Annotated in this window: 18 protein-coding genes; 7 read left to right on the top strand and 11 right to left on the bottom strand. The window is 70.5% G+C overall.

The features are described from left to right. The first annotated feature begins 2 nt into the window (after positions 1–2). The 4 genes from glmS (at position 3) to E6O51_RS14860 (ending at position 3,786) form a co-directional block, all read left to right on the top strand. Positions 3–1,832, top strand: coding sequence for a glutamine--fructose-6-phosphate transaminase (isomerizing) (gene glmS / locus E6O51_RS14875; RefSeq protein WP_136385785.1), 1,830 nt, complete (start codon positions 3–5; stop codon positions 1,830–1,832). 182 nt (positions 1,833–2,014) lie between these two features. Further along, on the top strand, positions 2,015–2,695 hold the full coding sequence (locus E6O51_RS14870; protein WP_136385784.1) for a CsgG/HfaB family protein: 681 nt from the start codon (positions 2,015–2,017) through the stop codon (positions 2,693–2,695). Between the two features lie 23 nt (positions 2,696–2,718). Beyond that, entirely contained in the window at positions 2,719–3,081 is a 363-nt protein-coding gene (locus E6O51_RS14865) for a DUF4810 domain-containing protein (RefSeq protein WP_136385783.1), read from the top strand. An 18-nt stretch (positions 3,082–3,099) separates the two neighbouring features. Continuing rightward, positions 3,100–3,786 (top strand): DUF799 domain-containing protein, encoded by a 687-nt coding sequence (locus E6O51_RS14860; protein ID WP_136385782.1) that lies wholly within the window; start codon positions 3,100–3,102, stop codon positions 3,784–3,786. A gap of 73 nt (positions 3,787–3,859) precedes the next feature. Here the strand turns inward: E6O51_RS14860 and E6O51_RS14855 are convergent, their stop codons facing one another. The 10 genes from E6O51_RS14855 to E6O51_RS14810 form a co-directional block, all read right to left on the bottom strand. Further along, entirely contained in the window at positions 3,860–5,854 is a 1,995-nt protein-coding gene (locus tag E6O51_RS14855) for a sigma-54-dependent Fis family transcriptional regulator (protein ID WP_136385781.1), read from the bottom strand. Positions 5,855–6,168: 314 nt separating this feature from the next. Next, on the bottom strand, positions 6,169–8,154 hold the full coding sequence (locus E6O51_RS14850; protein WP_136385780.1) for an AMP-binding protein: 1,986 nt from the start codon (positions 8,152–8,154) through the stop codon (positions 6,169–6,171). A gap of 104 nt (positions 8,155–8,258) precedes the next feature. Then, complete coding sequence (locus tag E6O51_RS14845) at positions 8,259–8,765, bottom strand: acetone carboxylase subunit gamma (protein ID WP_136385779.1); 507 nt, start codon at positions 8,763–8,765, stop codon at positions 8,259–8,261. A 71-nt stretch (positions 8,766–8,836) separates the two neighbouring features. Continuing rightward, the gene (locus E6O51_RS14840) at positions 8,837–11,161 is read right to left on the bottom strand and encodes a hydantoinase B/oxoprolinase family protein (RefSeq protein ID WP_136385778.1); all 2,325 of its coding nucleotides are present in this window, start codon (positions 11,159–11,161) and stop codon (positions 8,837–8,839) included. A 10-nt stretch (positions 11,162–11,171) separates the two neighbouring features. Beyond that, positions 11,172–13,322: a hydantoinase/oxoprolinase family protein gene (locus E6O51_RS14835; protein WP_136385777.1), complete on the bottom strand. Its 2,151-nt coding sequence runs from the start codon at positions 13,320–13,322 to the stop codon at positions 11,172–11,174. Between the two features lie 224 nt (positions 13,323–13,546). Next, positions 13,547–15,199, bottom strand: a complete 1,653-nt coding sequence (locus tag E6O51_RS14830) for an isovaleryl-CoA dehydrogenase (protein ID WP_136385776.1) — start codon at positions 15,197–15,199, stop codon at positions 13,547–13,549. Between the two features lie 25 nt (positions 15,200–15,224). Further along, complete coding sequence (locus E6O51_RS14825; protein WP_136385775.1) at positions 15,225–16,343, bottom strand: WD40/YVTN/BNR-like repeat-containing protein; 1,119 nt, start codon at positions 16,341–16,343, stop codon at positions 15,225–15,227. 27 nt (positions 16,344–16,370) lie between these two features. Then, positions 16,371–16,640, bottom strand: coding sequence for a ubiquitin family protein (locus E6O51_RS14820; RefSeq protein WP_136385774.1), 270 nt, complete (start codon positions 16,638–16,640; stop codon positions 16,371–16,373). A gap of 86 nt (positions 16,641–16,726) precedes the next feature. Next, complete coding sequence (locus E6O51_RS14815; protein ID WP_136385773.1) at positions 16,727–16,948, bottom strand: DUF924 family protein; 222 nt, start codon at positions 16,946–16,948, stop codon at positions 16,727–16,729. A gap of 63 nt (positions 16,949–17,011) precedes the next feature. Continuing rightward, positions 17,012–17,878 carry a DNA ligase gene (locus E6O51_RS14810; RefSeq protein ID WP_211091425.1) on the bottom strand — a complete coding sequence of 289 codons (867 nt, stop codon included), beginning with the start codon at positions 17,876–17,878 and terminating at the stop codon, positions 17,012–17,014. A 231-nt stretch (positions 17,879–18,109) separates the two neighbouring features. Between E6O51_RS14810 and E6O51_RS14805 the strand changes: the two genes are divergently transcribed. Further along, the gene (locus tag E6O51_RS14805) at positions 18,110–18,904 is read left to right on the top strand and encodes a type IV pili methyl-accepting chemotaxis transducer N-terminal domain-containing protein (protein WP_211091424.1); all 795 of its coding nucleotides are present in this window, start codon (positions 18,110–18,112) and stop codon (positions 18,902–18,904) included. Between the two features lie 20 nt (positions 18,905–18,924). Here the strand turns inward: E6O51_RS14805 and E6O51_RS14800 are convergent, their stop codons facing one another. Beyond that, positions 18,925–19,575 carry a pyridoxamine 5'-phosphate oxidase family protein gene (locus tag E6O51_RS14800; protein ID WP_136385772.1) on the bottom strand — a complete coding sequence of 217 codons (651 nt, stop codon included), beginning with the start codon at positions 19,573–19,575 and terminating at the stop codon, positions 18,925–18,927. 111 nt (positions 19,576–19,686) lie between these two features. Here E6O51_RS14800 and pdxR point away from each other — a divergent pair, with 111 nt between their 5' ends. Both pdxR and E6O51_RS14790 read left to right on the top strand, forming a co-directional pair. Continuing rightward, a complete protein-coding gene (pdxR, locus tag E6O51_RS14795) occupies positions 19,687–21,186 on the top strand; it encodes a MocR-like pyridoxine biosynthesis transcription factor PdxR (protein ID WP_136385771.1) in 1,500 nt (499 codons plus the stop codon). A gap of 125 nt (positions 21,187–21,311) precedes the next feature. After that, a complete protein-coding gene (locus tag E6O51_RS14790) occupies positions 21,312–22,586 on the top strand; it encodes an RNA polymerase sigma factor (protein ID WP_136385770.1) in 1,275 nt (424 codons plus the stop codon). Positions 22,587–22,630 lie beyond the last annotated feature (44 nt).

Here is a 22,630-nt window from a genome sequence, read left to right as displayed (position 1 = left end):
CCATGTGCGGCATCGTCACCGCTATTTCCACTTCCGACATCGTGCCGGTCCTGCTCGAAGGCCTGCGCAAGCTCGAATACCGCGGCTACGATTCCGCCGGCCTGGCGGTGGTGGCCGACGGGCGCCTGCGCCGCGTGCGCTCGGCGGGCCGGGTAGCCGATCTGGCTGCGCTGGCCGCCCGCGAAGGCGCCAGCGCGCGTGTCGGCATCGCCCACACGCGCTGGGCCACCCACGGCGTGCCCTCGGAGCGCAACGCCCACCCGCACGTCTCCGGCGGCCTCGCCGTGGTGCACAACGGCATCATCGAGAACTTCGAGGCCATCAAGAGCGCGCTGGAGAATCGCGGCTACGTGTTCGAGTCCGACACCGACACCGAGGCCATCGCCCACCTCATCCACAGCAAGCTCGCCGCCGGCGCCGATCTCTTCGACGCGGTGCGCCAGGCCACCGTCGAACTCACCGGCGCCTACGCCATCGGTGTCCTCAGCGAAGCCGATCCGGCGCGCGCGGTGGTGGCGCGCAGCGGCGCCCCGCTGCTGCTGGGCGTGGGCGAGGGCGGCATGTATGCCGCCTCCGACACCGCCGCGCTGCTGCAGGTCACGCGCAACGTCGTTTACCTGGAAGACGGCGACGTGGCCGAACTGTGCGTCGGCGGTTACCGCATCGTGCGCGCAGACGGCAGCCCGGTGGAACGGCCGGTCCATCTGTCCAGCCTGTCGGCCGACGCCGTGGAACTGGGCCAGTTCCGCCACTACATGCAGAAGGAAATCTTCGAACAGCCCCAGGCCCTGGCGCAAACGCTGGAGATCATCGCCGGCGGCGGTTCGGTCACGCCCCAGCTCTTCGGCGCGCGCGCCCCCGAGGTGCTCGACGGCGTCAGGCGCGTGCTCGTGCTCGCCTGCGGCACCAGCTACCACGCCGGCCTGGTGGCGCGCTACTGGCTGGAATCGGTGGCGAAGCTGCCGTGCACGGTGGAGATCGCCAGCGAATACCGCTACCGCGACTCCGTGCCCGACCCCGACACCTTGGTGGTGGTCATCTCCCAGTCCGGCGAAACCGCCGATACGCTCGCCGCGCTCAAGCACGCCCTCGCCCAAGGCATGCAGCGCACGCTGGCGATCTGCAACGTGCCGGAATCGGCCATCGTGCGCGAGGCGAGCCTGCGCTTCATCACCCGCGCCGGCCCCGAGATCGGCGTGGCCTCCACCAAGGCCTTCACCACCCAGCTCGCCGCCCTGGCGCTGCTCACGCTCACCCTCGCCAAGCTCGGCGGCCGGCTGCCGGCCGAAGACGAGGCGCACCACCTGCAGAATCTCCGCCACCTGCCGGTGGCGGTGCAGAAGGTGCTGGAACTGGAACCCGCCATCGAACGCTGGGCGCAGCGCTTCGCCGGCAAGCAGCACGCCCTCTTCCTCGGCCGCGGCAGCCACTGGCCCATCGCCATGGAAGGCGCGCTGAAGCTCAAGGAAATCTCCTACATCCACGCCGAAGCCTACGCCGCCGGCGAACTCAAGCACGGCCCGCTGGCGCTGGTGGACAAGAACATGCCGGTGATCGCCGTCGCACCGGCCAACAGGCTGCTGGAAAAGCTCAAGTCCAACCTGCAGGAAGTGCGCGCGCGCGGCGGCGAACTCTACGTCTTCGCCGATGCCGGCAGCGAGATCGCCGAATCCGAGGGCGTGCACATCCTGCAACTGCCCGAGCACTACGGCATGCTCTCGCCGGTGCTGCACGTCGTCCCGCTGCAACTGCTCTCCTACCACGCCGCGCTGGTCAAGGGCACGGACGTGGACAAGCCGCGCAACCTGGCGAAGAGCGTCACCGTCGAGTGAGCAGCGACCCGGCAGCCGGGTACCGTCCGGAGCTGGAAAATCTGCGAAGCCCGGCACGGCATGCCGGGCTTTTTCTCGCCTTGCCTTGACATGTGCATTTGTCGATGGCATCTTCCTGCGCTTTCCGGCGAAACGGCATACGCGCCAATAACCAACTGAAGAAGGCCCATCGAATGATTCGAATGTCCGCTCTTGGGAAAGTCCTCGCCGCTTGCGCCGTCATGGGAGGCGCGGCGCTGCTCTCCGGATGTGCGACCGAGCAGTCGCGCACCCTGGAAGTGGCGAAAACCGCCTCCGCAGGCGTTTCCTACCATGGCGCCCGCAGTCAGATCGCGGTCGGAAAGTTCGACAACCGTTCGAGCTTCATGCGCGGAATCTTCACCGACGGCGTGGATCGCCTGGGCAGCCAGGCCAAGACGATCCTGATCACCCATCTGCAGCAGACGGGGCGCTTCAACGTCCTGGACCGCGACAACATGCCCGAGATCGCGCAGGAGGCGGCGCTTGCCAAGAGGGCGCAGAAACTCAAGGGCGCGTCCTATGTGATTACCGGCGACGTCACCGAATTCGGCCGCAAGGAAACCGGCGACCGGCAGCTCTTCGGCATCCTGGGGCGCGGCAAGTCGCAGGTCGCCTACGCCAAGGTCAACCTGAACGTCGTCGAGGTGGAAACCTCGGAAGTCGTGTTCTCCGCCCAGGGGGCGGGGGAATACAGCCTGGACAACCGCGAGGTCATCGGCTTCGGCGGTACCGCGAGCTACGACTCGACCCTGAACGGCAAGGTGCTGGATCTGGCCATGCGCCAGGCCGTCGACAATCTGGTCGCAGGCATCGAGTCCGGTGCATGGCAGCCGGCGCAATGATCGCTTCGAAGGGAGATCGATCCATGGGGCTGCTTGATTCCTGCCCTCTCCGGGCCCTGTCCCTGGCGGGCGTGCTCATGCTGTCGGGTTGTGCCGCGACGGGTCCCGGCCCGCTGTACTACTGGGGCGGATATCAGCCCCAGGTATATGGCCATTTGACCGGTGAGAAAGGGCCGGATGAACAGATCGCCGCCCTGGAGGCAGGGATAGAGGAGGCGCGTGCGACCGGAAAACCGCTCCCTCCCGGATATCAGGCCCATCTCGGCATCCTGTATGCCGAAAAGGAGCAGGGTGATCGGATGGCCCAATACTTCGAGGCCGAGAAGGCCCAGTATCCGGAAGGTGCCGCCTACATCGACTTCCTGATGCGCTCGAAGACCAGGTAGCAACCGGACGGGTTCGACATGCAAGCATTCAAAGCCATTTTCGCCAGGTACGGCACCCTTTCCCTGTTCGCAGTCCTGCTGGCTTCCGGCTGCGCGACGCAGCCGCAGCAGTACGACTACGCGGCCTTCAAGGAAAGCCGTCCTGCCTCCATCCTGGTCCTGCCGCCGCTGAACTCCTCGCTCGACGTGTCGGCCACCAACAGCATGCTGTCCCAGGTGACGCTGCCGCTGGCCGAATCGGGGTACTACGTCTTCCCGGTCACGCTGGTCAACGAGACCTTCCGCCAGAACGGGCTCCACAACTCCGCCGAAATGCACGAAGTCGGGCTGCGGAAGCTGCGCGAGATATTCGGTGCCGACGCCGTGCTCTACATCGACATCAAGCAGTACGGCACGACCTACGCGGTTCTCTCCAGCGAAAGCCGGGTGACGGCCGAAGCGCGTCTGGTGGACCTGAGGACGGAACGGGTCCTGTGGGAAGGGGCGGCGACGGCTTCCAGCGCCGAAGGCCGCAGTTCGGGCGGCGGTCTGGTGGGCATGCTGGTTTCGGCGCTGGTCAATCAGATCGTCGAAAGCTCGACCGACCGTTCCCATCCGATCGCCGGCATCACCAGCGGCCGCCTGCTGTTCGCCGGCCGCCCCAACGGCATTCTGTACGGCCCCCGCTCACCGAAGTATCAGACGGACGGCAGCGCCCAGCACTAGCCGATCCGCCCACCAGGTCCGCGGAATGCCGTCAGCACGGTCTGGGGCGTCCGGCAGTCTTTTCCCGCCAGCGCTAGCGGCCGCAGCCCAGCCGCTGGCCGCGTTGTAGCGATACTTCCTCGTACAGCCCGTAATCCTTGAGTTTCTGATACAGCGTACTCTTGGCAATGGCCAGGCGGTCGGCTGCACGGGTCAGGTTGCCGCCCGTGGCGGCGATGGTGCGGCGGATCAGGTCGGCCTCGACTTCGCTGATCCGCTGGCCTGCTGCCGGTGCGGCGGTGCCCGGGATCATCGGGGAGGCGGCGTCCTCCAGCTCCGGCGGCAGTATGTCCAGGGTGAGACGATCGCCGTCGCAGACCAGCAGCATGTTCTCCACCACGTTGCGCAATTCGCGCACGTTGCCCGGCCAGGCATAGGCGACGAGCCGTTCGAGCACCGCGTCGTCGACCGCAGGCAGCGGCCGGCCGTGGCGTTCGGCGAAATGGGCGAGGAAGTGCCGGACCAGCAGCGCGATGTCGCCCGGGCGGTCGCGCAGGGCGGGGAGGCGGATCGAGGTCACCGCGACGCGGTAGTACAGGTCCATGCGGAAACGGCCGGCGGCCACGTCCTGGCGCAGATCCCGGTTGGTGGCGGCCACCAGGCGGAAGTCGGTCCTGCGCGGCGCGTTCTCGCCCAGGCGGTAGATTTCTCCATGCTCCAGCACGCGCAGCAGATGCGGCTGCAGATCCATGGACATCTCGCCGATCTCGTCGAGGAACAGGGTGCCGCCGTTGGCCGCCTCGATCTTGCCGATCAGGCCGCCGCGCCGGGCGCCCGTGAAGGCGCCGTCCACGTAGCCGAAGAGTTCACTGGCGAGCAGTTCCCGCGACAGGCCGCCGCAGTTGAGCGGCACGAAGGGGCCGTCGGCGAAGGGGCTGGCGCGGTGGAGGCCCTGGGCGAACTCCTCCTTGCCCACGCCCGTCTCGCCCAACAGCAGCACCGGCACGGGCGAACCGGCGAGCTGCCCGGCCTTCCTGACCACGGCCCGCAGCCCCGGGTCGCCGGTGACGATGTGCTCGAAGCCGCCCGGCGGGCGTTCGGCGGCTTCGGGGGCCGGCTTGCGCGTACGGGCGAGGGAGGGCAGCGACAGGATCAGCAGGGTGCCGATGCGCTCGCCCCCCTCGGTCACGGGGGCGAGCCACTCCGGACGCAGCCAGGGCGGCAGATCGGCCATGTCGCCATCGAGGGCCAGCGCCGGCATGCGGCGCGGCCGGCTGAGGTCCAGATCGGCGCCGAGCGCGGCGAGCACCGCCTGGGCGTTGCCGTTGGCCTTGATGGGGTAGCCGCGGCGGTCGAACAGCACCACGCTGTCGGTCGCCGACGACCAGTAGGGCAGGGCGGCTTCCAGGAGCTGCAGGCGCAGTTCGGTCTCGCGCATCGCGAGCCGGCTCTCGATGCGGTTGGCGGTGGTGACGACGAGGGCGAGGCTCTGCCGGTTGTAGGTTTCCGACAGCCCCGAGACGTCCACCACGCCGAGGATCTCGCCGTCGCTGGGGTGGCGGATCACCGTGGCCGAACAGGTCCAGCGCTTGATGCCCGCGCAGTAATGCTCGGCGGAATGGATCTGCACCGGTTCGCCCACCGCCAGCGCGGTGCCGATGGCATTGGTGCCGCACACGCGTTCGCTCCACGCCACGCCCGGCAGCAGGTGGATGTTCTCCGCCGCGCCCAGGGTGCGGGTGTCGCCCTCCATGCTGAGGATGGTGCAGCGGGTGTCGGCAAGCGCCATGACCGTGCCGGTCTCGGCGAGGAAATCGCGCGCACAGGCCATCACGGGCGCGCTCGCATCCACCAGTTCGGCGTGGGTGTTGCGCAGGGATTCGAGCCGCGATTCCGCCACCGGCGGCGGTGCGCTGCGCTTGTCCGGGTCCACGTTGTGTTCGCGGCAGCGCAGCCAGGAACCTTCCACCAGGCTGCGCAGCGCATCGTCGGGCCGGCCGCTGCCGTCGAGGAAGCGTTCCCAGGCGGCCATCACCGCCGAGTCGTTGCCGGGCTCGGAAAAACGTTGCCCGTCAGATGTCCACGTCATCCGTTCGGTCTCCTCCTTGGCGGAAGCGGCGGCCCGGCTGCTCTGGCGGCAACGGGCGATCGGCGGTGCCGTCGCGCATGGCGCACTGCTTCGTGACGTTTGCCCGCTGCGACGGCGTGCGTTTGCTGCCAGCCGAACGGGCGTTTGTAGCTTAGCAAAGGAAATGCCAGCCCGCCGGCCGCGAGCGGGCTGCGCGGGAACGGCGTCCGTGCGTCCGTTTGCGGAACGGGCGTGCGAAGGCTCATTTATGGATGGTGTGGCGCGTTCGATTTCCGGACGTTGGATCGACGCCGAACGTCCGGAAATCGAACGCTTCAGGCCATTGCCGCGAAGGCCTCGCGGCAGCGCCGCAGGGCGTCGAGCGCCTCGGGGTTCTCGAGCGAACCGAGGTCGCCCGTCTCCTTGCCGAGCCATACCGCGCGCACCACGCGGCGCAGGATCTTGCCGTTGCGGGTGCGGGGCAGGGCCCCCACGCGATGCACCCGCGCCGGGGCGAGCGGCTTGCCCAACTGGGCGGCCACGTGGGCGACGAGTTCCGCCTCCAGCGCGGTCCAGTCCTGCGCCGCGCCGCGGGCGGATGGGGCAATGGTCACGAAGCAGGTCGCCACCTCGCCCTTCACCGGGTCGGGTACGCCGATGGCCACCGCCTCCGCCACCAGCGGATGGGCCACCAGCGCGGATTCGTATTCGGCCGGCCCGACGCGCTTGCCCGCGATCTTGAGGGTGTCGTCGCTGCGCCCCTGGATGAACCAGTGGCCGTCGCCGTCCACCCGCGCCCAGTCGCCATGCATCCACAGGCCCGGGAAGCGCGCCCAGTAGGTTTCCAGGTAGCGCGCGTCGTCCTGCCAGAAGCCGTGGGCCATGCCCGGCCAGGGCGCGCGCAGCACGAGTTCGCCCACCTCGTCCGTGCCGCCGCCTCCGGGGAGGGAGCGGCCCGCCGTATCCACCACGTCGGCTTGCATCCCGGGGATCGGCCCGTGGAAGCCGCAGGGTTTCTGCGGCAGGCCCGCGAAGCAGGCGAGGATGCCGCCGCCGATCTCGGTGCCGCCCGAATAGTTGATGATGGGGCAGCGCCCCTGGCCCACGGTGTCGAACAGCCAGTGCCAGGGGGCGTCGTTCCACGGTTCGCCGGTGGAGCCGAAGACGCGCAGGCTTTCGGGCAGGCCCGGCCGCGGCAGGCCGGCCTCGCCCGCGGCCATCAGCAGGCGCACCAGGGTGGGCGAGAGGCCGAGATGGGTGAGCCGGTGGCGCGCCGCGAGCTGCCAGATGCGGTCGGGTGCGGGATGGTCGGGCGTGCCTTCGAAGAACACCAGCGTCGCGCCCCGCAGCAGGCCGCCGAACACCAGCCACGGGCCCATCATCCAGCCCATGTCGGTGATCCACATCAGGCGGTCGCCGGGGCCGAGGTCGAAGGCCATGAGCATGTCCTGGGCGGCCTTGAGGGGGAAGCCCGCATGGGTATGCACCACGCCCTTGGGCCGCCCGGTGGTGCCCGAGGTGTAGAGGATCAGCAGCGGCGCGTCGGCCGGATGGGGGGCCGCGCCGCCGGCCGGTTCGCAGGCCGCGAGCAGGACGCCGTAGTCCCATTCGCGCCAGCCGCCGCCCGGCGTCGGCGCCGCAAAGGTGCCGAGCCGTGGCACCACCAGCAGGTGTGCCAGGCCCGCGGCGGTCGCAGCGGCACGGGCTTCGGCCAGCATGTCCACGCGCCGGCCGCGCCGCAGGTAGCCGTCGGCGCACACCATCACGGCCGCGCCGCTGTCGGCGAGCCGGTTCGCCACCGCGTCGGCGCCGTAGCCGGAGAAGAGCGGCAGCACGATGGCGCCCAGGCGCGCGGCGGCGAGGAACACCACCGCGGTCTCGGGCACCATGGGCAGGTACATGGCGATGCGCGCGCCGGGCGCGACGCCCAGCCGCTCGAAGGCCGCCGCCAGCCGCCGTGCCTCCCGGTCGAGTTCGGCGTAGCTGAAGCGGCGGGTCGCGCCGTCGTCCCCTTCCCAGACCAGCGCGGGCCGGGCGGGGTCCTCGTGGGCGATGCGGCCGACCAGGTTGTCGAACAGGTCGAGTTCGCCGTCCACGAACCAGCGCGGCCACATGGGGCCGGCGGAGAGGTCGCACACCGTGCGGTAGCGCCGCGTCCAGCGCAGGCCGACGGCGTCCTCCACCTCGGCCCAGAAGCGCACGGGTTCTTCCCGGGCGCAGGCGTGCAGGGCGCCCAGGTCGGCATGGCCGTAGTCGTGCAGGAAGCGGTAGAGCGCGGTGTCCGCGAAGGGCGTGCCGTGCGCAAGACGGGTTTCCGTCATCGGATCGTCTCCATGGGGCTCGCCCGTGCGGCGAGCACTCGGGGGAAAAACCGGCGGGCACCGGCCGGCGCCCGCCGGGAACGGGGGAGGAAAACGGCGGGCTCTCAGGCGGCCTTTTCCGGCACCGGCAGGCCGACCCATTCCTCGTAGAAGGCTTCGATGTCGGGCTCGAAGTCGTGGATCACGGGATACCAGGGGGTCGGCGCCTCCACGTCGTGCAGGGTGCCGCAGGCGGGGCAGTAGTACTCGCGATACACCTGCCAGGTGGTGTCCGGCGCCATCAGGCGTGGATAGACCTCCGCCATGGCCTCCTCGGTGTCGCGCACGTAGATGGCGGCGTTGAGCTTCCAGTTTTCGCGGTAGTCGCCGAACTCGTGGCCGCACTCGCACTTGGTCACCCACTGCTTCGTCTGCGCCGACTGGGCGATGTGGAGGTGGGGCCCCAGCGGCAGCACGATCCTGTCCGGCCAGCTCACCTTCTTCTGCAGCGCCTCGAGGTAGAGCGCGAAGCGTTCCTTGTCCTTGGGCATGGCGAGCATGCGCAGCGTGGTGTCCCAGTCGAGCTTGCCGTCGACGAGCTTGCTGACCTGTTCCTTGGTGTAGGTCGTCATGATGTGTCTCCTGATTTCGTGTGGGCCGCCGGCCGTGGCCGGCGGCGTGTGTCACGGGTGGATGGCGGGGCTCACTCCTCGACGAGCACGACGGTTTTCACGTCGGGCATCTTCGAGAGGTCCATGCGGTACCGGGAGCCGTAGGACGGCACGTCGAGTTCGTCCTCGGGCAGCGACCAGTCCTGGGGCAGGTTCCAGAAGGCCTTGAACTCGGCGAGGAATTTCTGCGACAGGCCGAAGCTGGTGGCGAACATGTGCTTCACTGGCGCGCTGGCGTGCTTGGTGAGGATGCGTTCGCGTTCCTCGTGCATCCACTCGCGGGTCGGCACTGCGCGGGCGAGGCGTTCCCTGCGCACCTCGGTGCGGCGCTTCGCGGTGGCCGCGGCGTCCACGCTCCACACCCCCTTGTCGTCCTGGCTGATCATCGCGCCATAGACCTTCTCGGCGTACTCGGGCAGCAGCCAGGCGTTGTTGAGGTCGCGGGCGATGGCCTCGGGCTCCCGGTCGAGCGGGTCGCCGAAGCCGGGGCCGCCGCGCAGGTAGTTGAGGTAGAGGTCGTAGTTCTCGTAGCAATCCTCGGTGGTCATGCACTGGTGGTCGCGCTTGATCCGCGCGCCGGCGTCGATGTGGTGCTCGTAGTCGGGCGCGTCCGGGTTGGCGTCGGGGCCCAGCGGCAGGCTGTCGCCGATGGCGATGCGCTCCTTGAGGCCGGTCTTGTGGGCCTCGAAGCGGTAGCCGGTGGCGGACGGATACCCGCCCATCAGGCCCCAGTCGCTGTTCATGAAGCCGTTGCCCATGAAGAACATGGTCCAGTCCTGGGCCTTCCACACCATGCGCAGGGTCTCGAAACCGCAGCCGCCGCGGTACTTGCCGTAGCCGCCGGAATTGGCCTTGGCGTTGCGCCCGAGGTAGATGAGCGGTTCGGCCATCTCCCAGATCTCGATGTCGCCCATGTCGCCTTCCGGGTTCCAGATCGCCGCGGCGTGGTTGAGGCCGTCCTTGATGGCGCCCGCGCCGGTGCCGCAGGCGCTGGCCTCGAAGGAGTTCACCGCGTGGATGTCCCCGTCCTGGTTGATGCCGCCGCCCTGCAGCCAGTTGGAGGTGTTGGCGTTGCCGGCGTTGACCTCTTCCAGATAGCCGCGGCTGAAGTAGGCCTGGGAGAGGCCGCGCCACAGCGCGCTCCAGCCCGAGACCAGGAAGTGCCAGGCGTAGGCGTGGCCGGTGCGGCGGTCGTCCGGGTTCATCCACGCGCCCTTGGGCAGGCGGAACTCGGTGCCGTAGTAGGCGCCGTCGTTGATGCGCTGGGTGGGCACCAGGGTCTGGGTCATCATCACCCAGATGCCGCTGGTGAAGGCGACCTGGTGGGCGTTGTAGCTGTGCCAGCCCCAGCGGCTCGCGCCTTCGAAGTCCAGGCGCCAGGTGCCGTCCCGGCGGATCTCCATCTCCACCGGGGAGTGCATGATGGAATCGAGCTTGGCGAAGGCCGAGGAGGTCTGCACGTCCGGGTGGGCGTAGGGCACGTCCACGAAGGCCACCTTGCGGTACTTGCCCGGCAGGGTCATGGCCTTCAGCCGCGTGGCCAGCCCCCGGCGGCCTTCCTCGATGACTTCGAAGGCGAACTTCTCGTAGGCCTCCAGGCCCTCCTCGGCAATCACTTCCTCCACCAGGCTGCGGATCATGTGGCAGCCGGCGATGCGCGTCTTCTCGTCGAGGATCCAGTACTTGGGCGTGCGCACCGAGCGCTGGCTCTCGTGCAGCCAGTCGCGCAGGGGCTGGTCGTTCACCCCCGTCTTGCGGCAGGTGATCATGTAGCCGTCGCCGAAACGCTGCACCTGGCCCGTGGACATGGAGCCCGGCGTCACCGCGCCGGTGTCGATCACGTGGGTCACCCCGCCCACCCAGCCGATCAGCTTGCCGTGGGCGAAGATCGGCACGATGGTGGCGATGTCGCAGGGGTGCACGTTGCCGATGGAGCAATCGTTGTTGGTGAACATGTCGCCGGGATCGATGCCGGGGTTGGTCTCCCAGTTGTTCTCGATCATGTACTTGATCGCCGCCCCCATGGTGCCCACGTGGATGATGATGCCGGTGGAGGTCAGCACACAGTCGCCCGCGGCGTTGTAGAGGGTGAAGCACAGTTCGCCCTCCTGCTCCACGATGGGGCTGGCGGCGATCTTCTTGGCGGTTTCCCGCGCATGCACGAGGCCGCCGCGCAGCTTGGAGAACAGCTTCTCGTAGCGGATCGGGTCCGATTCGCGCAGGTCGAGCCGCGTGAGGCCGTTGTAGTGGCCGGTGGCGTGGGTGCGTTCGAGGATCGCGTCGCGGTACTGCTTGAGGGTCTGGCCGTTGCCGAGCAGGTCGGCGAAGCCGGTTTCCTTGTTGCTCATCATGTTCATGTCGGTCTCCTCACTTCACTTCTTTGAGGTGGAAAAGGCGGTGCTTGTCGAGCCGCGTGGCGAAGCCGTCGGGCACGACGAAGGTGGTGGCATCGGATTCGATGATGGCCGGGCCGGTGATCTCGTTGCCGGGCCTGAGCGCTTCCATCTTCCACAGCACCGCGTCCACCCACCTGCCGTTGCGGTAGAAGGGGCGCGTGCCCAGGCGGGCCGCATCGGGCGGCACGGGGCCGTCTTCCGGGTCTTCGGGCAGGGCGGGTTTCTGCACCGTCACCAGGCCGCGCATGATCGCGCCGGTGACCGAGAAGCCCAGCTCGGGCGAACGCGCGGAACTCGCGTAGACCCGCGAGTAGGTGTCCTCGAAGGCGTCCACCATGCGGTCCCAGTCGGCCGCGGTGGCGGCGCCGGTGATCGGCGAATCGATCTCCAGGTCGTTCAACTGCCCCATGTACTGCATGCGGTAGCCCGGGCGCAGGATCACGTCCTCCGGCTTGAAGCCGTTGATGACGAATTCCTCCACCACCTTGGCGGCCAGTTCCTGCCAGGCGGCCTGGACGGTCCCGCAGGCGGTGGTCTTCTCGGCACTGCTGCCGTGCTGCGCCACGGCGATGTCCACGCTCTTGTCGTAGCGGTACTCGAAATCCGCGCAGGCGCAGCCGAAGGCGGAAAAGCCCGCCGCCCAGGCCGGCACGATGACGTCCCTGAAGCCCGCGCCCTCGGTGTAGCCGTAGGTGTGCACGGGGCCGGCGCCGCCGTAGGAAAAGCACACGAAATCGGCCGCGTTGTAGCCCTTGGCGCTGATGTTGGCGCGCAGGTAGTCGCGCAGTTGCAGGTCGAGCAGCTCGATGACGCCGGCCGCCGCGTCTTCCACCGAGAGGCCCAGCGGGTCGGCGACCTGCGCCTGGATGTGGTCGCGGGCGCGCTGCACGTCCAGCTTGATGGCGCCGCCGAGGAAGTTGTCCGGGTTGAGGTAGCCCAGCACCACGTGGCAGTCGGATACCGACACCGTGTCCAGCCCGCTTTCCGGCCAGCAGGTGCCGACCCGGTAGCCCGCGGAATCCGGCCCCAGCTTGATGCCGCCGCTGTAGGGGTCGATGCGCACGAAGCTGCCCGCGCCGGCGCCCACGGAATCCATCGCCACCAGTGGCAGGGACAGCACCAGGCGCGCCATGTCCGGGTCGGAGGCGATGGAGAAGCTGCCCTTGGTGATCAGCGCCATGTCGAAGGAGGTGCCGCCGATGTCGGAGCAGGCGATGTTCTCGTAGCCCAGGGCCTCGCCCAGCAGGCGGGAGCCGATGACCCCGCCGATGGGGCCGGAGACGATGGTGCGCGCGAGTTCCTTGGCCTTCCACGAGATGGTGCCGCCGTGGGTCGCCATCACGCGCAGGTCGAACTTGGCGCCTTGCTTCCTGAAGCGGTCGCTGACCTTCTGCAGGGTCTGCCGCGAGGGCTCGGCGGCATAGGCTTCGAGCACCGTGGTGTTGATGCGGTGGCTTTCCTTGCGCGAGGGGTAGTAGTCCACCGAGGCGAACACGGGGATGTCCACGCCCAGCGTGGCCAGTTCCTCGCGGCACACGTCGCGCGCGCGCTTCTCGCTGGTCTCGTTCTTGTGGGACTGCAAGAGGCAGATGACGATGGCCCTGGCGCCGGCCTCCACCAGCTCACGGGTGGCCTGGCGCACCTCGTCCTCCCGCAGCGGGATCACGATCTCGCCCTGCACGTCGGTGCGTTCGGTCACGCCGCGGGTGCGGGACAGGGGCACCAGCGGCTCGTCGTAGCGGTGGGTGTTGAGATGGATGCGGTCTTCCAGCGCATAGCCCAGGTAGCTCTGGATCGCCCGGCCCATGGAGTGCACCTGCTCGAAGCCGCGGTTCACGATCAGGCCTACGTCCAGGCCCTTCCTCTGCACCACCCGGTTGAGCATGGCGGTGCCGGAATACACGCAGGTGACCAGTTCCGGATAGACCTGGTCCACGTCGCGGCCCCAGTGCGCCAGCGCGTCCTGGGAGGAATTGAATATGGCGAGCGATTCGTCCGCCGGGTTGCTCTGCGCCTTGCCGACCACGAAGCGGCCGTCTTCGCGCACGAAGAAGGTGTCGGTCATCGTGCCGCCGGCATCGATGCCCATCACCTCCACGCGGGATGCGGTATGGACTTCCATGAGTGTCTCCGTTCCTTGTTGTGGATGGCGGTGCCGGGGGGCGCCGCGCCGCCTGGGCAATCGCAATCCACGTGCCTGAACGGAGATGGTGCGATGCCGCACCATCAGGAGTCCCGCGTGCCGGAATGATGAAGGCGATGCCTGTCGCGGCGCAGCAGAACGGACTCGCGCCCGGCAGCGATCAGAAAGACGATGAACGTCCGGAAAGCGAACGGCCGTTTGCGTCAATCCACCCAGGCGCGCTCGATCAGCGTCCGGGCAGTCTCCGCATCCGGCAGCAGCCCCGCCACCTGGCCGGCGGGGTGTTCGAAGCGGCTGGCGATGAAGGTGTCGGCCACGGCGGGCGGGGCGTGCCGGCGCAGCAGGGTGGCCTGCACCAGCAGCACCAGTTGCGTGGCGATGGAGCGGGCCTGCCACTCGCTGTCGCCGGGGCTGTTGAGTTGGGTGGTGAGGGCGTGCAGGGGGCGCAGCAGGCGCGGCTCGGCGGCGCAGCCCTGGGCCAGGTCGTGGAACAGCAGCGCGGCGGCGTCCGGATCGCGGGCGATGGCGCGCAGCACGTCCAGGCACATCACGTTGCCCGAGCCTTCCCAGATCGAGTTCACCGGCGCCTCCCGCAGCAGGCGCGGCATGGGGCCGTCCTCCACGTAGCCGTTGCCGCCCCACGTTTCCATGCATTCCGCGGTGAAGGCGGCGGCGCGCTTGCACACCCAGAACTTGGCCGCCGGGGTCAGGATGCGGCGCCGGGCGCGGGCCAATGCGGCCTGTTCGCCGCCGCCGTGCTCGGCATCGACGGCGGCGGCCAGATGCAGGGCGAGCGCGAGGGCGGCTTCGCTTTCCAGTGCCAGGTCGGCCAGCACGTTGCGCATCAGGTCCTGCTCGATGAGCGGACGGCCGAAGGCGCTGCGGTGGCGGGCGTGGTGCAGCGCTTCCACCAGCGCGCGGCGCATCAGCGCGGCGCTGCCCAGCACGCAGTCGAGCCGGGTCTGGGCCGCCATCTCGATCAGGGTGGGGATGCCGCGCCCGGGTTCGCCCACCAGGATGCCCAGGGCGTCGTGGAATTCCACTTCGCCGGAGGCGTTGGAGCGGTTGCCGAGCTTGTCCTTGAGGCGCTGGATGCGTACCCCGTTGCGTTCGCCGTCCGGCCCCCAGCGCGGCACGTAGAAGCAGGACAGGGCCTCGTCGTCCCGCGCCAGCACCAGGTGGGCGTCACAGGCCGGGGCGGAGTAGAACCACTTGTGGCCGACCAGGGCGTACTCGGCGCCGCGCCCGCCGCCGGCCAGCGCGCGGGCGGTGGTGGTGTTGCCGCGCAGGTCGGAGCCGCCCTGCTTCTCGGTGAGGCCCATGCCCAGCGTGGCGCTGCCCTTGTCGGCCAGCGGCAGGTCGCGCGGATCGTAGTCGCGCGAGGCGAACTTGCCGGCCAGCAGCGCCCACAATGCCGGCTCGCGGCGCAGCAGGGGCAGGGCGGCGAAGGTCATGGTGACCGGGCACAGGCTGCCGGCTTCCACCTGGCCGTGCAGGTAGAAGGCCGCGGCGCGGGCGACGTGGGCGCCGGGCTGCGCATCCAGCCAGGCGGCGGCGTGCACGCCGTGGGCGTGGAGCAGGGCCGTGAGGCGGTGCCAGGCGGGGTGGACGTCCACCCGGTCCACCCGCCGGCCCTGGGCGTCGTGGGTGGCGAGCTGGGGCGGGTGGCGGTTGGCGGCGTCGCCCAGGGCCAGCGTCTCGGCGCGTCCGAGTTCCTCGCCCCAGGCGTGCAGGACGGCGGCGTGGGCGCCGGCCCCTTCGCGGGCGAGCGCCTCCTGCAGCGCAGTGTCCCGGGCGTAGAGGTTGTAGTCCGCGAGGGGCGGCACTTGGTTGGACACTTCATGGGTGGTCCACATGCGTCCTCCCCGGGATGCGGCGCGCTCAGCCGAAGCGCAGCGCGTGGATGGGCGGCAGGTGGGTGGTGAGGCACTGCCAGTGCTCGCCGCCGTTTTCCGAGAGCCACAGGCTGCCGGTGGTCGAACCCATCGCCAGGCGGCTGCCGCCGGCGTCCACCGCCAGGCCGTGGCGATACACCAGGTCGTAGGCCGGCGCCCGCGGCAGGCCGTGGTCGAAGGCTTCGAAGCTTGCGCCGCCGTCGCGCGTGCGGGTGACCACCAGGCGGCCGTCCACCGGGATGCGGCATTCGTCCTTCACCGCGGGCACGAACCAGGCGGTGTCCGGGTCGGACGGGTGCGCCGCCACCGCGAAGCCGAAGCTCGACGGTTGGGCATGCAGGCGCTGCCAGTGCAGGCCACTGTCGGTGGAGCGGAAGATGCCGTTGTGGTGCTGTACCCACAACACCTCCGGCTGTGCGGCGCATTGGGCGAGGCGGTGCGGGTCCTGCGCCACCGGGTCCTCGCGCCGTTCGGGCGGCATGTAGTCGGCCACCATGCCGGCGGCCGAACAGGTCCAGGTGTCGCCGTCGTCGGCGCTCTGCCACACGCCGCCGCAGGAGACCGCCAGCGTGAGGTGGCGGCTGTCGCGGGGATCGATGCAGATGGAGTGGATGCCCGGGTGGTCGTAGCCGCCGCCGAACCACTGGGTGCGCTCCGGGCGGTCCCACAGGCTGCGCACCAGCGTCCAGTTCTCGCCACCGTCGGAGGAGCGGAACAGCCCGCCGGGGATGGTGCCGGCCCACAGCACGCCCGGCCGGTCGCCGCCGCCGGCTTCCAGCGCCCAGATCTGCTGCAGCGACCAGGGGGCGGGCGGCGGTTGGTCGGGGGCGGGCGGTGGTGGCGGCTCGGCGGCTTCCGGCTGGGGCGGGTACACGGGCACCGCGCAGGCTTCCCAGTGCGCGCCCCCGTCCCGGCTGCGCCACAGCTTGGCGCCGAAATGGCCGAGGTTGAGCGCGGCATACAGCGTGCCGTCGCGCGGGTCGGCCAGCGCCACGCTGACCGGTTCGCCGGCGAAATGGGGCGGGGCCTGCTGCCACAGGCCGGCGCCGTTGCGCAGCAGGATGAACAGGCCCTTGCGGGTGGCGATGAGCAGCCGGTCGTTCATGGGGCCTCCTGTCCTCGTCGGGGGGCTTCAGCCGCCGGACAGCGCCTGCACCACGTATACCTCGCTGGCGGGGCCGAGCGCATCACCCAGCCGGCGCCGGTCGCGCAGCGCGGCGCCATCCACGAATACCGCCACATGGCGGCGCAGCGTGCCCTGGTCGTCCAGGATGTAGCCACGCAGCATGGGCTGACTGCCGAATGCTGCTTCCAGCGCTTCGTGTACGGTGGTGGCGACAACTTCCTGCGGCGGGATGGGCAGATGGCGCTGGATCGCGGGAGCGAAGACGATGCGGGGCATGGCGGGCAGCGGGGCGACCGCCCCGGGCGGCGGAACCGGTCCTGATAATCTAGACCGGCGCACCGCGCTTCGCCATGCGCGTCCCCTCAGAAGGAAGAGTCGGGTTGCTGCAGGAAGACGGCTTCGTCGGCCGTGGCGAGCCACCCGTCCAGTTCGCCGGCCGCCGTGCGGCCGACCAGGGCGGCGAAGCGGCGGTGGATTTCCGCGTCGGCCTCCGCGCGCTTGCCCCACCACAGCGCGGACTGGTGGGCGCTCGCGTCGCCGTCGGAACCGAACCAGAAGGCGTGGATCGTGTCGGCGGTTTCCATGCAGGGCTCCGCTACGCTGGGCGTCGCTTGCAGCTTAGCGCAGGACGCGGCGCGTGGGGCGCCTCAAGGCAGGTCGCGCGGGCGCAGGAAACGGGGAAAGCGCGGCAGGCCGGAGGGGGTGAGGTCGCGGTAGCGGTAGGTGACCAGGGTGCCGAGGGGCGGCGGGTCGCGCCGCAGGGCGTCGGTGAGGCCGCTGCCCAGGCGGAAGCGGCGGCCGTCCGGGGTTTCCACCAGCAGGGAGCCGGTCATGCCCCGTAGCCGGCCCTTGCCCGGCAGATGGGCGAGCACGCGCGCCTCGGCGTCCTGCCAGGGGGTGAGCTTGAGCAGCGCGCTGCTGCGCCCCGGCATCCACTGCGCATCGGCCCGGTGCAGCATCAGGCCCTCGCCGCCGCCGCGCACCGTTTCCTCGAACCGGCGCTGCAGGGCGCTGTGGTTGGCCACCCGGTGCTGCGGCACCGCCTGCAGCCAGGCCGCGCCGCGGCCATCCACGATCCGGCGCAGGCGGGCCAGGCGGGCGCTGAAATCGCCGGCTGCGCCGGGCAGGTCGAAGATCATGTAGCGCACCTCCCGCCACGCGGGGTCGTCCGGCGCATTGCGGCGGATCAGGCCGGACAGGCGGTCGAAGCTGCGCCGGCCCATCCACAGTTCGCCGTCCAGGGGTTCGGGCGGCAGGGCGGCGACAAACCAGGCCGGCGCAGCGATGGCCGCGCCGCTGCGCAGGCGCAGGCCGTGGCCGTCCCAGATCGCGCGCACGCCGTCGAGCTTCTCGCTGACCCAGTAGGCGGCGGGGTCGATGTCCGTGCGGTAGCGTTCGGCCAGCATGACCGCCGGCGCGGGCGCCTCCGCCACGACGGAGGACGGCCAGCCGGCGGCCAGCAGCAGGGCCAGTACGATGGAGCGGAAGTGCGGCGGCATTCTGTCAATCTCCATGGAATATGCTTCAGTGATTCTATGGGGATTGCCGTCTGCGGGCCAGTGCCTCCGCGAAAGATCGCCGGCCCGCGCCGCACCCGCCCCGGCCGTCCAGACCGGCATACCCGATTTGATTGAAATCATAAAAAAATACCGTGCTGCCGCCCTAGACTCCTCCCCGCGCGCGGACATACCCCGTTCGCCGCCCGGCAGGCCCGCGCCCGCCGGCCTCGCGTACGGAGACCCACGATGTCCCTCATCCGCCTCACCCGATGCCTGCTGCCGATGCTGGCAGCGTGCGCGCTGCTCGTCATCCCCGCCGGCGCGCAGGCCCAGATCACCGACCTGAATACCGCCATCAACAAGGCCGGCCGGGAACGCATGCTGTCCCAGCGCATGGCCAAGGCCTATCTGCAGATCGGCCTGCAGGTGGATGTGCCCCGCTCCCGGCGCGTCCTCGAACAGTCCATGGCGCTGTTCGACCGGCAACTGGTGGAACTGAAGAATTTTGCCCCGACCGGCGAGATCCGCGACACCTGCCTGCAGCTCGAAGCGCGCTGGCTGGCCTACAAGGATGCGCTGATCGGCAAGCCGCCGAGCCGCGAGGGCGCCGCCACGGTATTGCGGCTGTCCGACGACGTGCTGGCGCTGGCCGACCAGGCCACTCGCCTGCTGGAAAAGCACGCGGGCAGCACCGCGGGCCATCTCGTCAACCTGTCCGGGCGCCAGCGCATGCTGTCGCAGCGCATGGCGAAGCTGTATCACGCCCAGTCGTGGCAGGTTGCGGAGCCGGACCTCGCCGGCAAACTGAACACCGCGCGCAAGGAATTCACCGCGGCGCTGCGCGAACTCAACGCGGCGTCCAGCAATACCGACAACCTGCGCCGCGAACTGCAACTGGTCGAGCAGCAATGGCTGTTCTTCAGGGATGCGCTGGACCAGCGGGAAGAGAGCACCGCGAAGCGGTCCCTCAATGTGGCCACCACCAGCGAGCGCATCCTGGAAAGCATGGAAGTCGTCGTCGGGCTCTACGAGAGCCTGTAACGGGATGGCGCCGGTCCGCTTCAGGCCGGGACGGCAGGGGCCGCGCCCACCACGCTCGCCGGGTCGGTCTGCGGCGGGCCGGTGACCACGTCCAGCGGCACCACGCCGGCCCAGACCGGCCAGTCCATGTCCTCGGCATCGTCCTTGACGCCCCAGTCGCGGATCTTGACCGAGGCTTCCGCGAGCGGCAGGCGCAGCACGGTGGTGGCGTGGACTTCCTTGGCGCTCACCGGGCGCAACTGCGTCCACCGCCCCGGCGCCAGGCGTTCGATGAAGGCGCGCAGGGCGGCCTCCTTGGCCGCCGCGTCCTCGACCGCCTCGAAGCGGCCGTAGATCACCGCGGAACGGTAGTTCATGGAATGGTGAAAGGCCGAGCGGGCGAACACCAGCCCGTCCACCCGCGCCACGCTGACGCAGCATTCGTCCTGCACCAGCGCCTGCAGCATGCGCGAGGCGCGCGCGCCGTGGATGTAGAGGTGGTCGCCGTCGCGCCAGTGCGCGGTGGGCAGCGCATGCACCGAGCCGTTCCAGGCGAAGGCGATGGTGCATAGGCGGGATGCGTCGACCACCGCCGCGACGGTGTCGAAGTCGTAGTGCGCGCGGTCCGGCAGGCGGCGCACGCGGGTGCGGGAGGAGGGGGCAAGGGAGGGGGACGGGCGGGGGTGCGTCATGGGCAGGCTCCGTGGGCGAAAGGGCCGCACGCTCGGCGGCCGTGGTCGCAAGACTAGAATCTGCGTGGCACCATCCATAGTTCCACCGGACCCTCAGATCATGGAGCCACCATGCCGACCCCGCCCCGCCAGCCTCTCCCGCCGGCCGCCAGTGCGGCAGGCGGTTTCCACTGGCTGCTGGCCGAGCCCGTGCCGGCCGGCCTGCCGCGCCAGCAACTGATCTACCAGCGCCTGCGCGCGGCCATCGTGGACGGCCGGCTGGCGCCCGGCATCCGCCTGCCGGCGAGCCGCAGCCTGGCGGCAGAGTTGAACATTGCGCGCAACACCGTGCTGTACGCTTACGAGCAACTGGCGGCGGAAGGCTGCCTGGCCGCCGGCCGCCATGGCACCCGGGTGGCACAACTGGCCGCGCCGCCGCCCCGCACCGAGGCGCGCGCGGCCGTCCTGCCCGGCCTCTCCCGCCGGGCCGCCGCGGCGCTGCGGCCCGAGGCCGGGGCGGAGGGCGAGACCCTGCTGCTCGCCCCCGGCCTGCCGGATTTCGGCCTGTTCCCCTTCCGCGCCTGGCGGGCCTGCCTGGAGCGCGCCTGGCGCGCCGCCACCCCGCACCGCCTCGGTTACGCGCCCCACGGCGGCGAGGAAGGGTTGCGTGCGGCGCTGGCGGAACACCTGTGCGCGGAGCGCGGTTTCGCGGTACGCGCCGATCAGATCGTGATCACCGGCGGCACCCAGGCCGGGCTGGACCTGGGTGCCCGCCTGCTGGCGGACGCGGGCGACACCGCGTGGGTGGAGAACCCCGGCTATCCGGCCGCGCGCACGGTGCTCGGCCTGGCCGGGCTGCGCCTGCACCCACTGGCCGTGGACGCGGCCGGCGCCGCGCCGGCCGCGGCGGACTGGCAGGCGCACCGCCCGCGCCTGATCCTGCTCACCCCCTCCCACCAGTATCCGACCGGCCGGGTGATGAGCCTGGCGCGCCGCCTGGCGCTGCTCGACGGCGCGCGGGCGGCGGGCGCCTGGATCGTGGAAGACGACTACGACAGCGAGTTCCGCCGCGGCGCCCCGGCGCTGCCGGCGCTCTTCGGCCTGCAGCCGGACGCGCCGGTGGTGTATGCCGGCACCTTCAGCAAGACGCTCTATCCGGGCCTGCGCATGGGCTACCTGGTGGTGCCGCAGGCGCTGGCTGCAGACTTCGTGCGCGCCGCCGTCCAGGCCACCCGCCCCGGCCATGCCATTGAGCAGGCGGCACTGGCGGATTTCATCCGCCGCGGCCACTACACCGCCCACCTGCGCCGCACCCGCCGCCACTACGAACGCCGCCAGGCCGCGCTGCGCGAGGCGCTGGTGCGCCGGCCCGGTCCGGAGCTGGCCGTCACCGGCGGCGAGGCGGGGCTGCATCTCACCCTGTGGTTGCCGCCGGACCTGCCCGACGGCGAGATCGCCCGCCGCGCCGCCGCCCTGGGCCTGGGCGTGCGGCCGCTGTCGCGCTACGCCTTGCCGCCGCTCGCCTGCAACGGCCTGGTACTGGGCTACGGCAACCTGGACGAGCGCCAGGCGACGGAGGCGGTGCGGCGGCTGCGGATGGCGATGGGGCTCCAGGACATCGCGCGCCGCTGAAGCGGACGGATCGGCAGGCCGGCAGGGAAAATGCCGTACAAACCCTATTTCTTTCGGCGAAACGCCGCGGGTATCCTACGATGAAGCAACGGATTGGATTGGGGGCCCCGAGGCCCGGATGAATCATGGGAGAGTACACAGCCGGACCGCTGCAGGCGGCCATCGAGGGCATCTGCCGGGCCGAGGCGCGCTGGGTGAAGGCGACGCTGATCCGTCTGCTGGGGGATTTCGATCTCGCCGAGGCGGCGCTCCGCGAAGCCTTCCTCGCCGCCGCGCGCCAATGGCCGTGCGACGGCCTGCCGTCCAGCCCGCGGGCCTGGCTGGTATGCGCCGGGCGCTCGCGCGCACTCGGCCGGCTGCGCGAGCGCGCTCACCTTGAACCCGCGCTGGCGAAGCTCGCCCGGCACATCGAAACGGGCGCCCGCGAGCCGGAGGTGGACGCGGATGCGGAATTCCCGGCCGAAGACCGTCTGCGTCTGATCTTCCTGTGCTGCCACCCGGCCTTGCCGGCGCAGGCGCGCGTGGCGCTGACCCTGCGCGAGGCATGCGGGCTGAGCACGGCGGAAGTGGCCGCCGCCTTCCTGACCCCGGCGTCCACCATGGCGCAGCGCATCGCGCGGGCCAGAAAGCGCATCCGCGCGCTGGGTCTGCCCTACGAGCTGCCGCCGCCCGGCGAACTGGCGGGGCGCCTGGAACTGGTGCTGCAGGTCATCCACCAGATGTTCGACGCGGGTTGCCTCGCGTCGGCCGCCACCGCGCCGGCCAGCGCCGACCTGGCGATCGAGGCCATCGGCCTGGGGCGGGAACTGGCCGAACTGCTCCCGGAGGCGGAGGTGCGCGGCCTGCTCGCGCTGATGCTGCTCACCGAGGCGCACCGCCCGGCGCGCACTACGCCCCAGGGCGAAGCGGTACCCTTGGCCGAGCAGGACCGCAGCCGCTGGGATGCGCTGCTGATCGCCGAAGCCTGCGTGCTGGTGGATGAAGCGCTGGGCAGCCGCGGCTGCGGCCGGTATACGCTGCAGGCGGCCATCGTCGCCGTACATGCGGAGGCCGCCTGCGCGGCCGATACCGACTGGGCGCAGATCGTGGACCTCTACGATGCCTTGCTGCGCCTGGCGCCGTCGCCGGTGGTGGAACTGAACCGGGCGGTGGCGGTGGCGATGCGCGACGGCAGCGGCGCCGGGCTGGCGCTGCTCGACGCGCTGCTCGGGCACGGGGAAGCGGGGGCCTACGGCCCGGCCCAGGCCGCCCAGGCCGAGTTGTGCCGGCGGCTCGGCCGCATCGAGGAAGCCTGCGCCGCCTATCGCCGTGCGCTGGACCTGTCGCGCCACGCCGCCGAGCGCCGTTTCCTGGCGCGCCGCCTGCAGGCGCTGGAAAGCGCCGGCCCCGTGAACGACTAGGCATTCATGTTTGATGCATAATCCCGGCCTTCTGCCGGGAGACG

The sequence above is a fragment of the Pseudothauera rhizosphaerae genome, assembly GCF_004801305.1.
Taxonomy (GTDB): domain Bacteria; phylum Pseudomonadota; class Gammaproteobacteria; order Burkholderiales; family Rhodocyclaceae; genus Pseudothauera; species Pseudothauera rhizosphaerae.
Note: the sequence above shows the minus strand (reverse complement) of the source record. Positions and strands in the feature narration are given on the sequence as shown.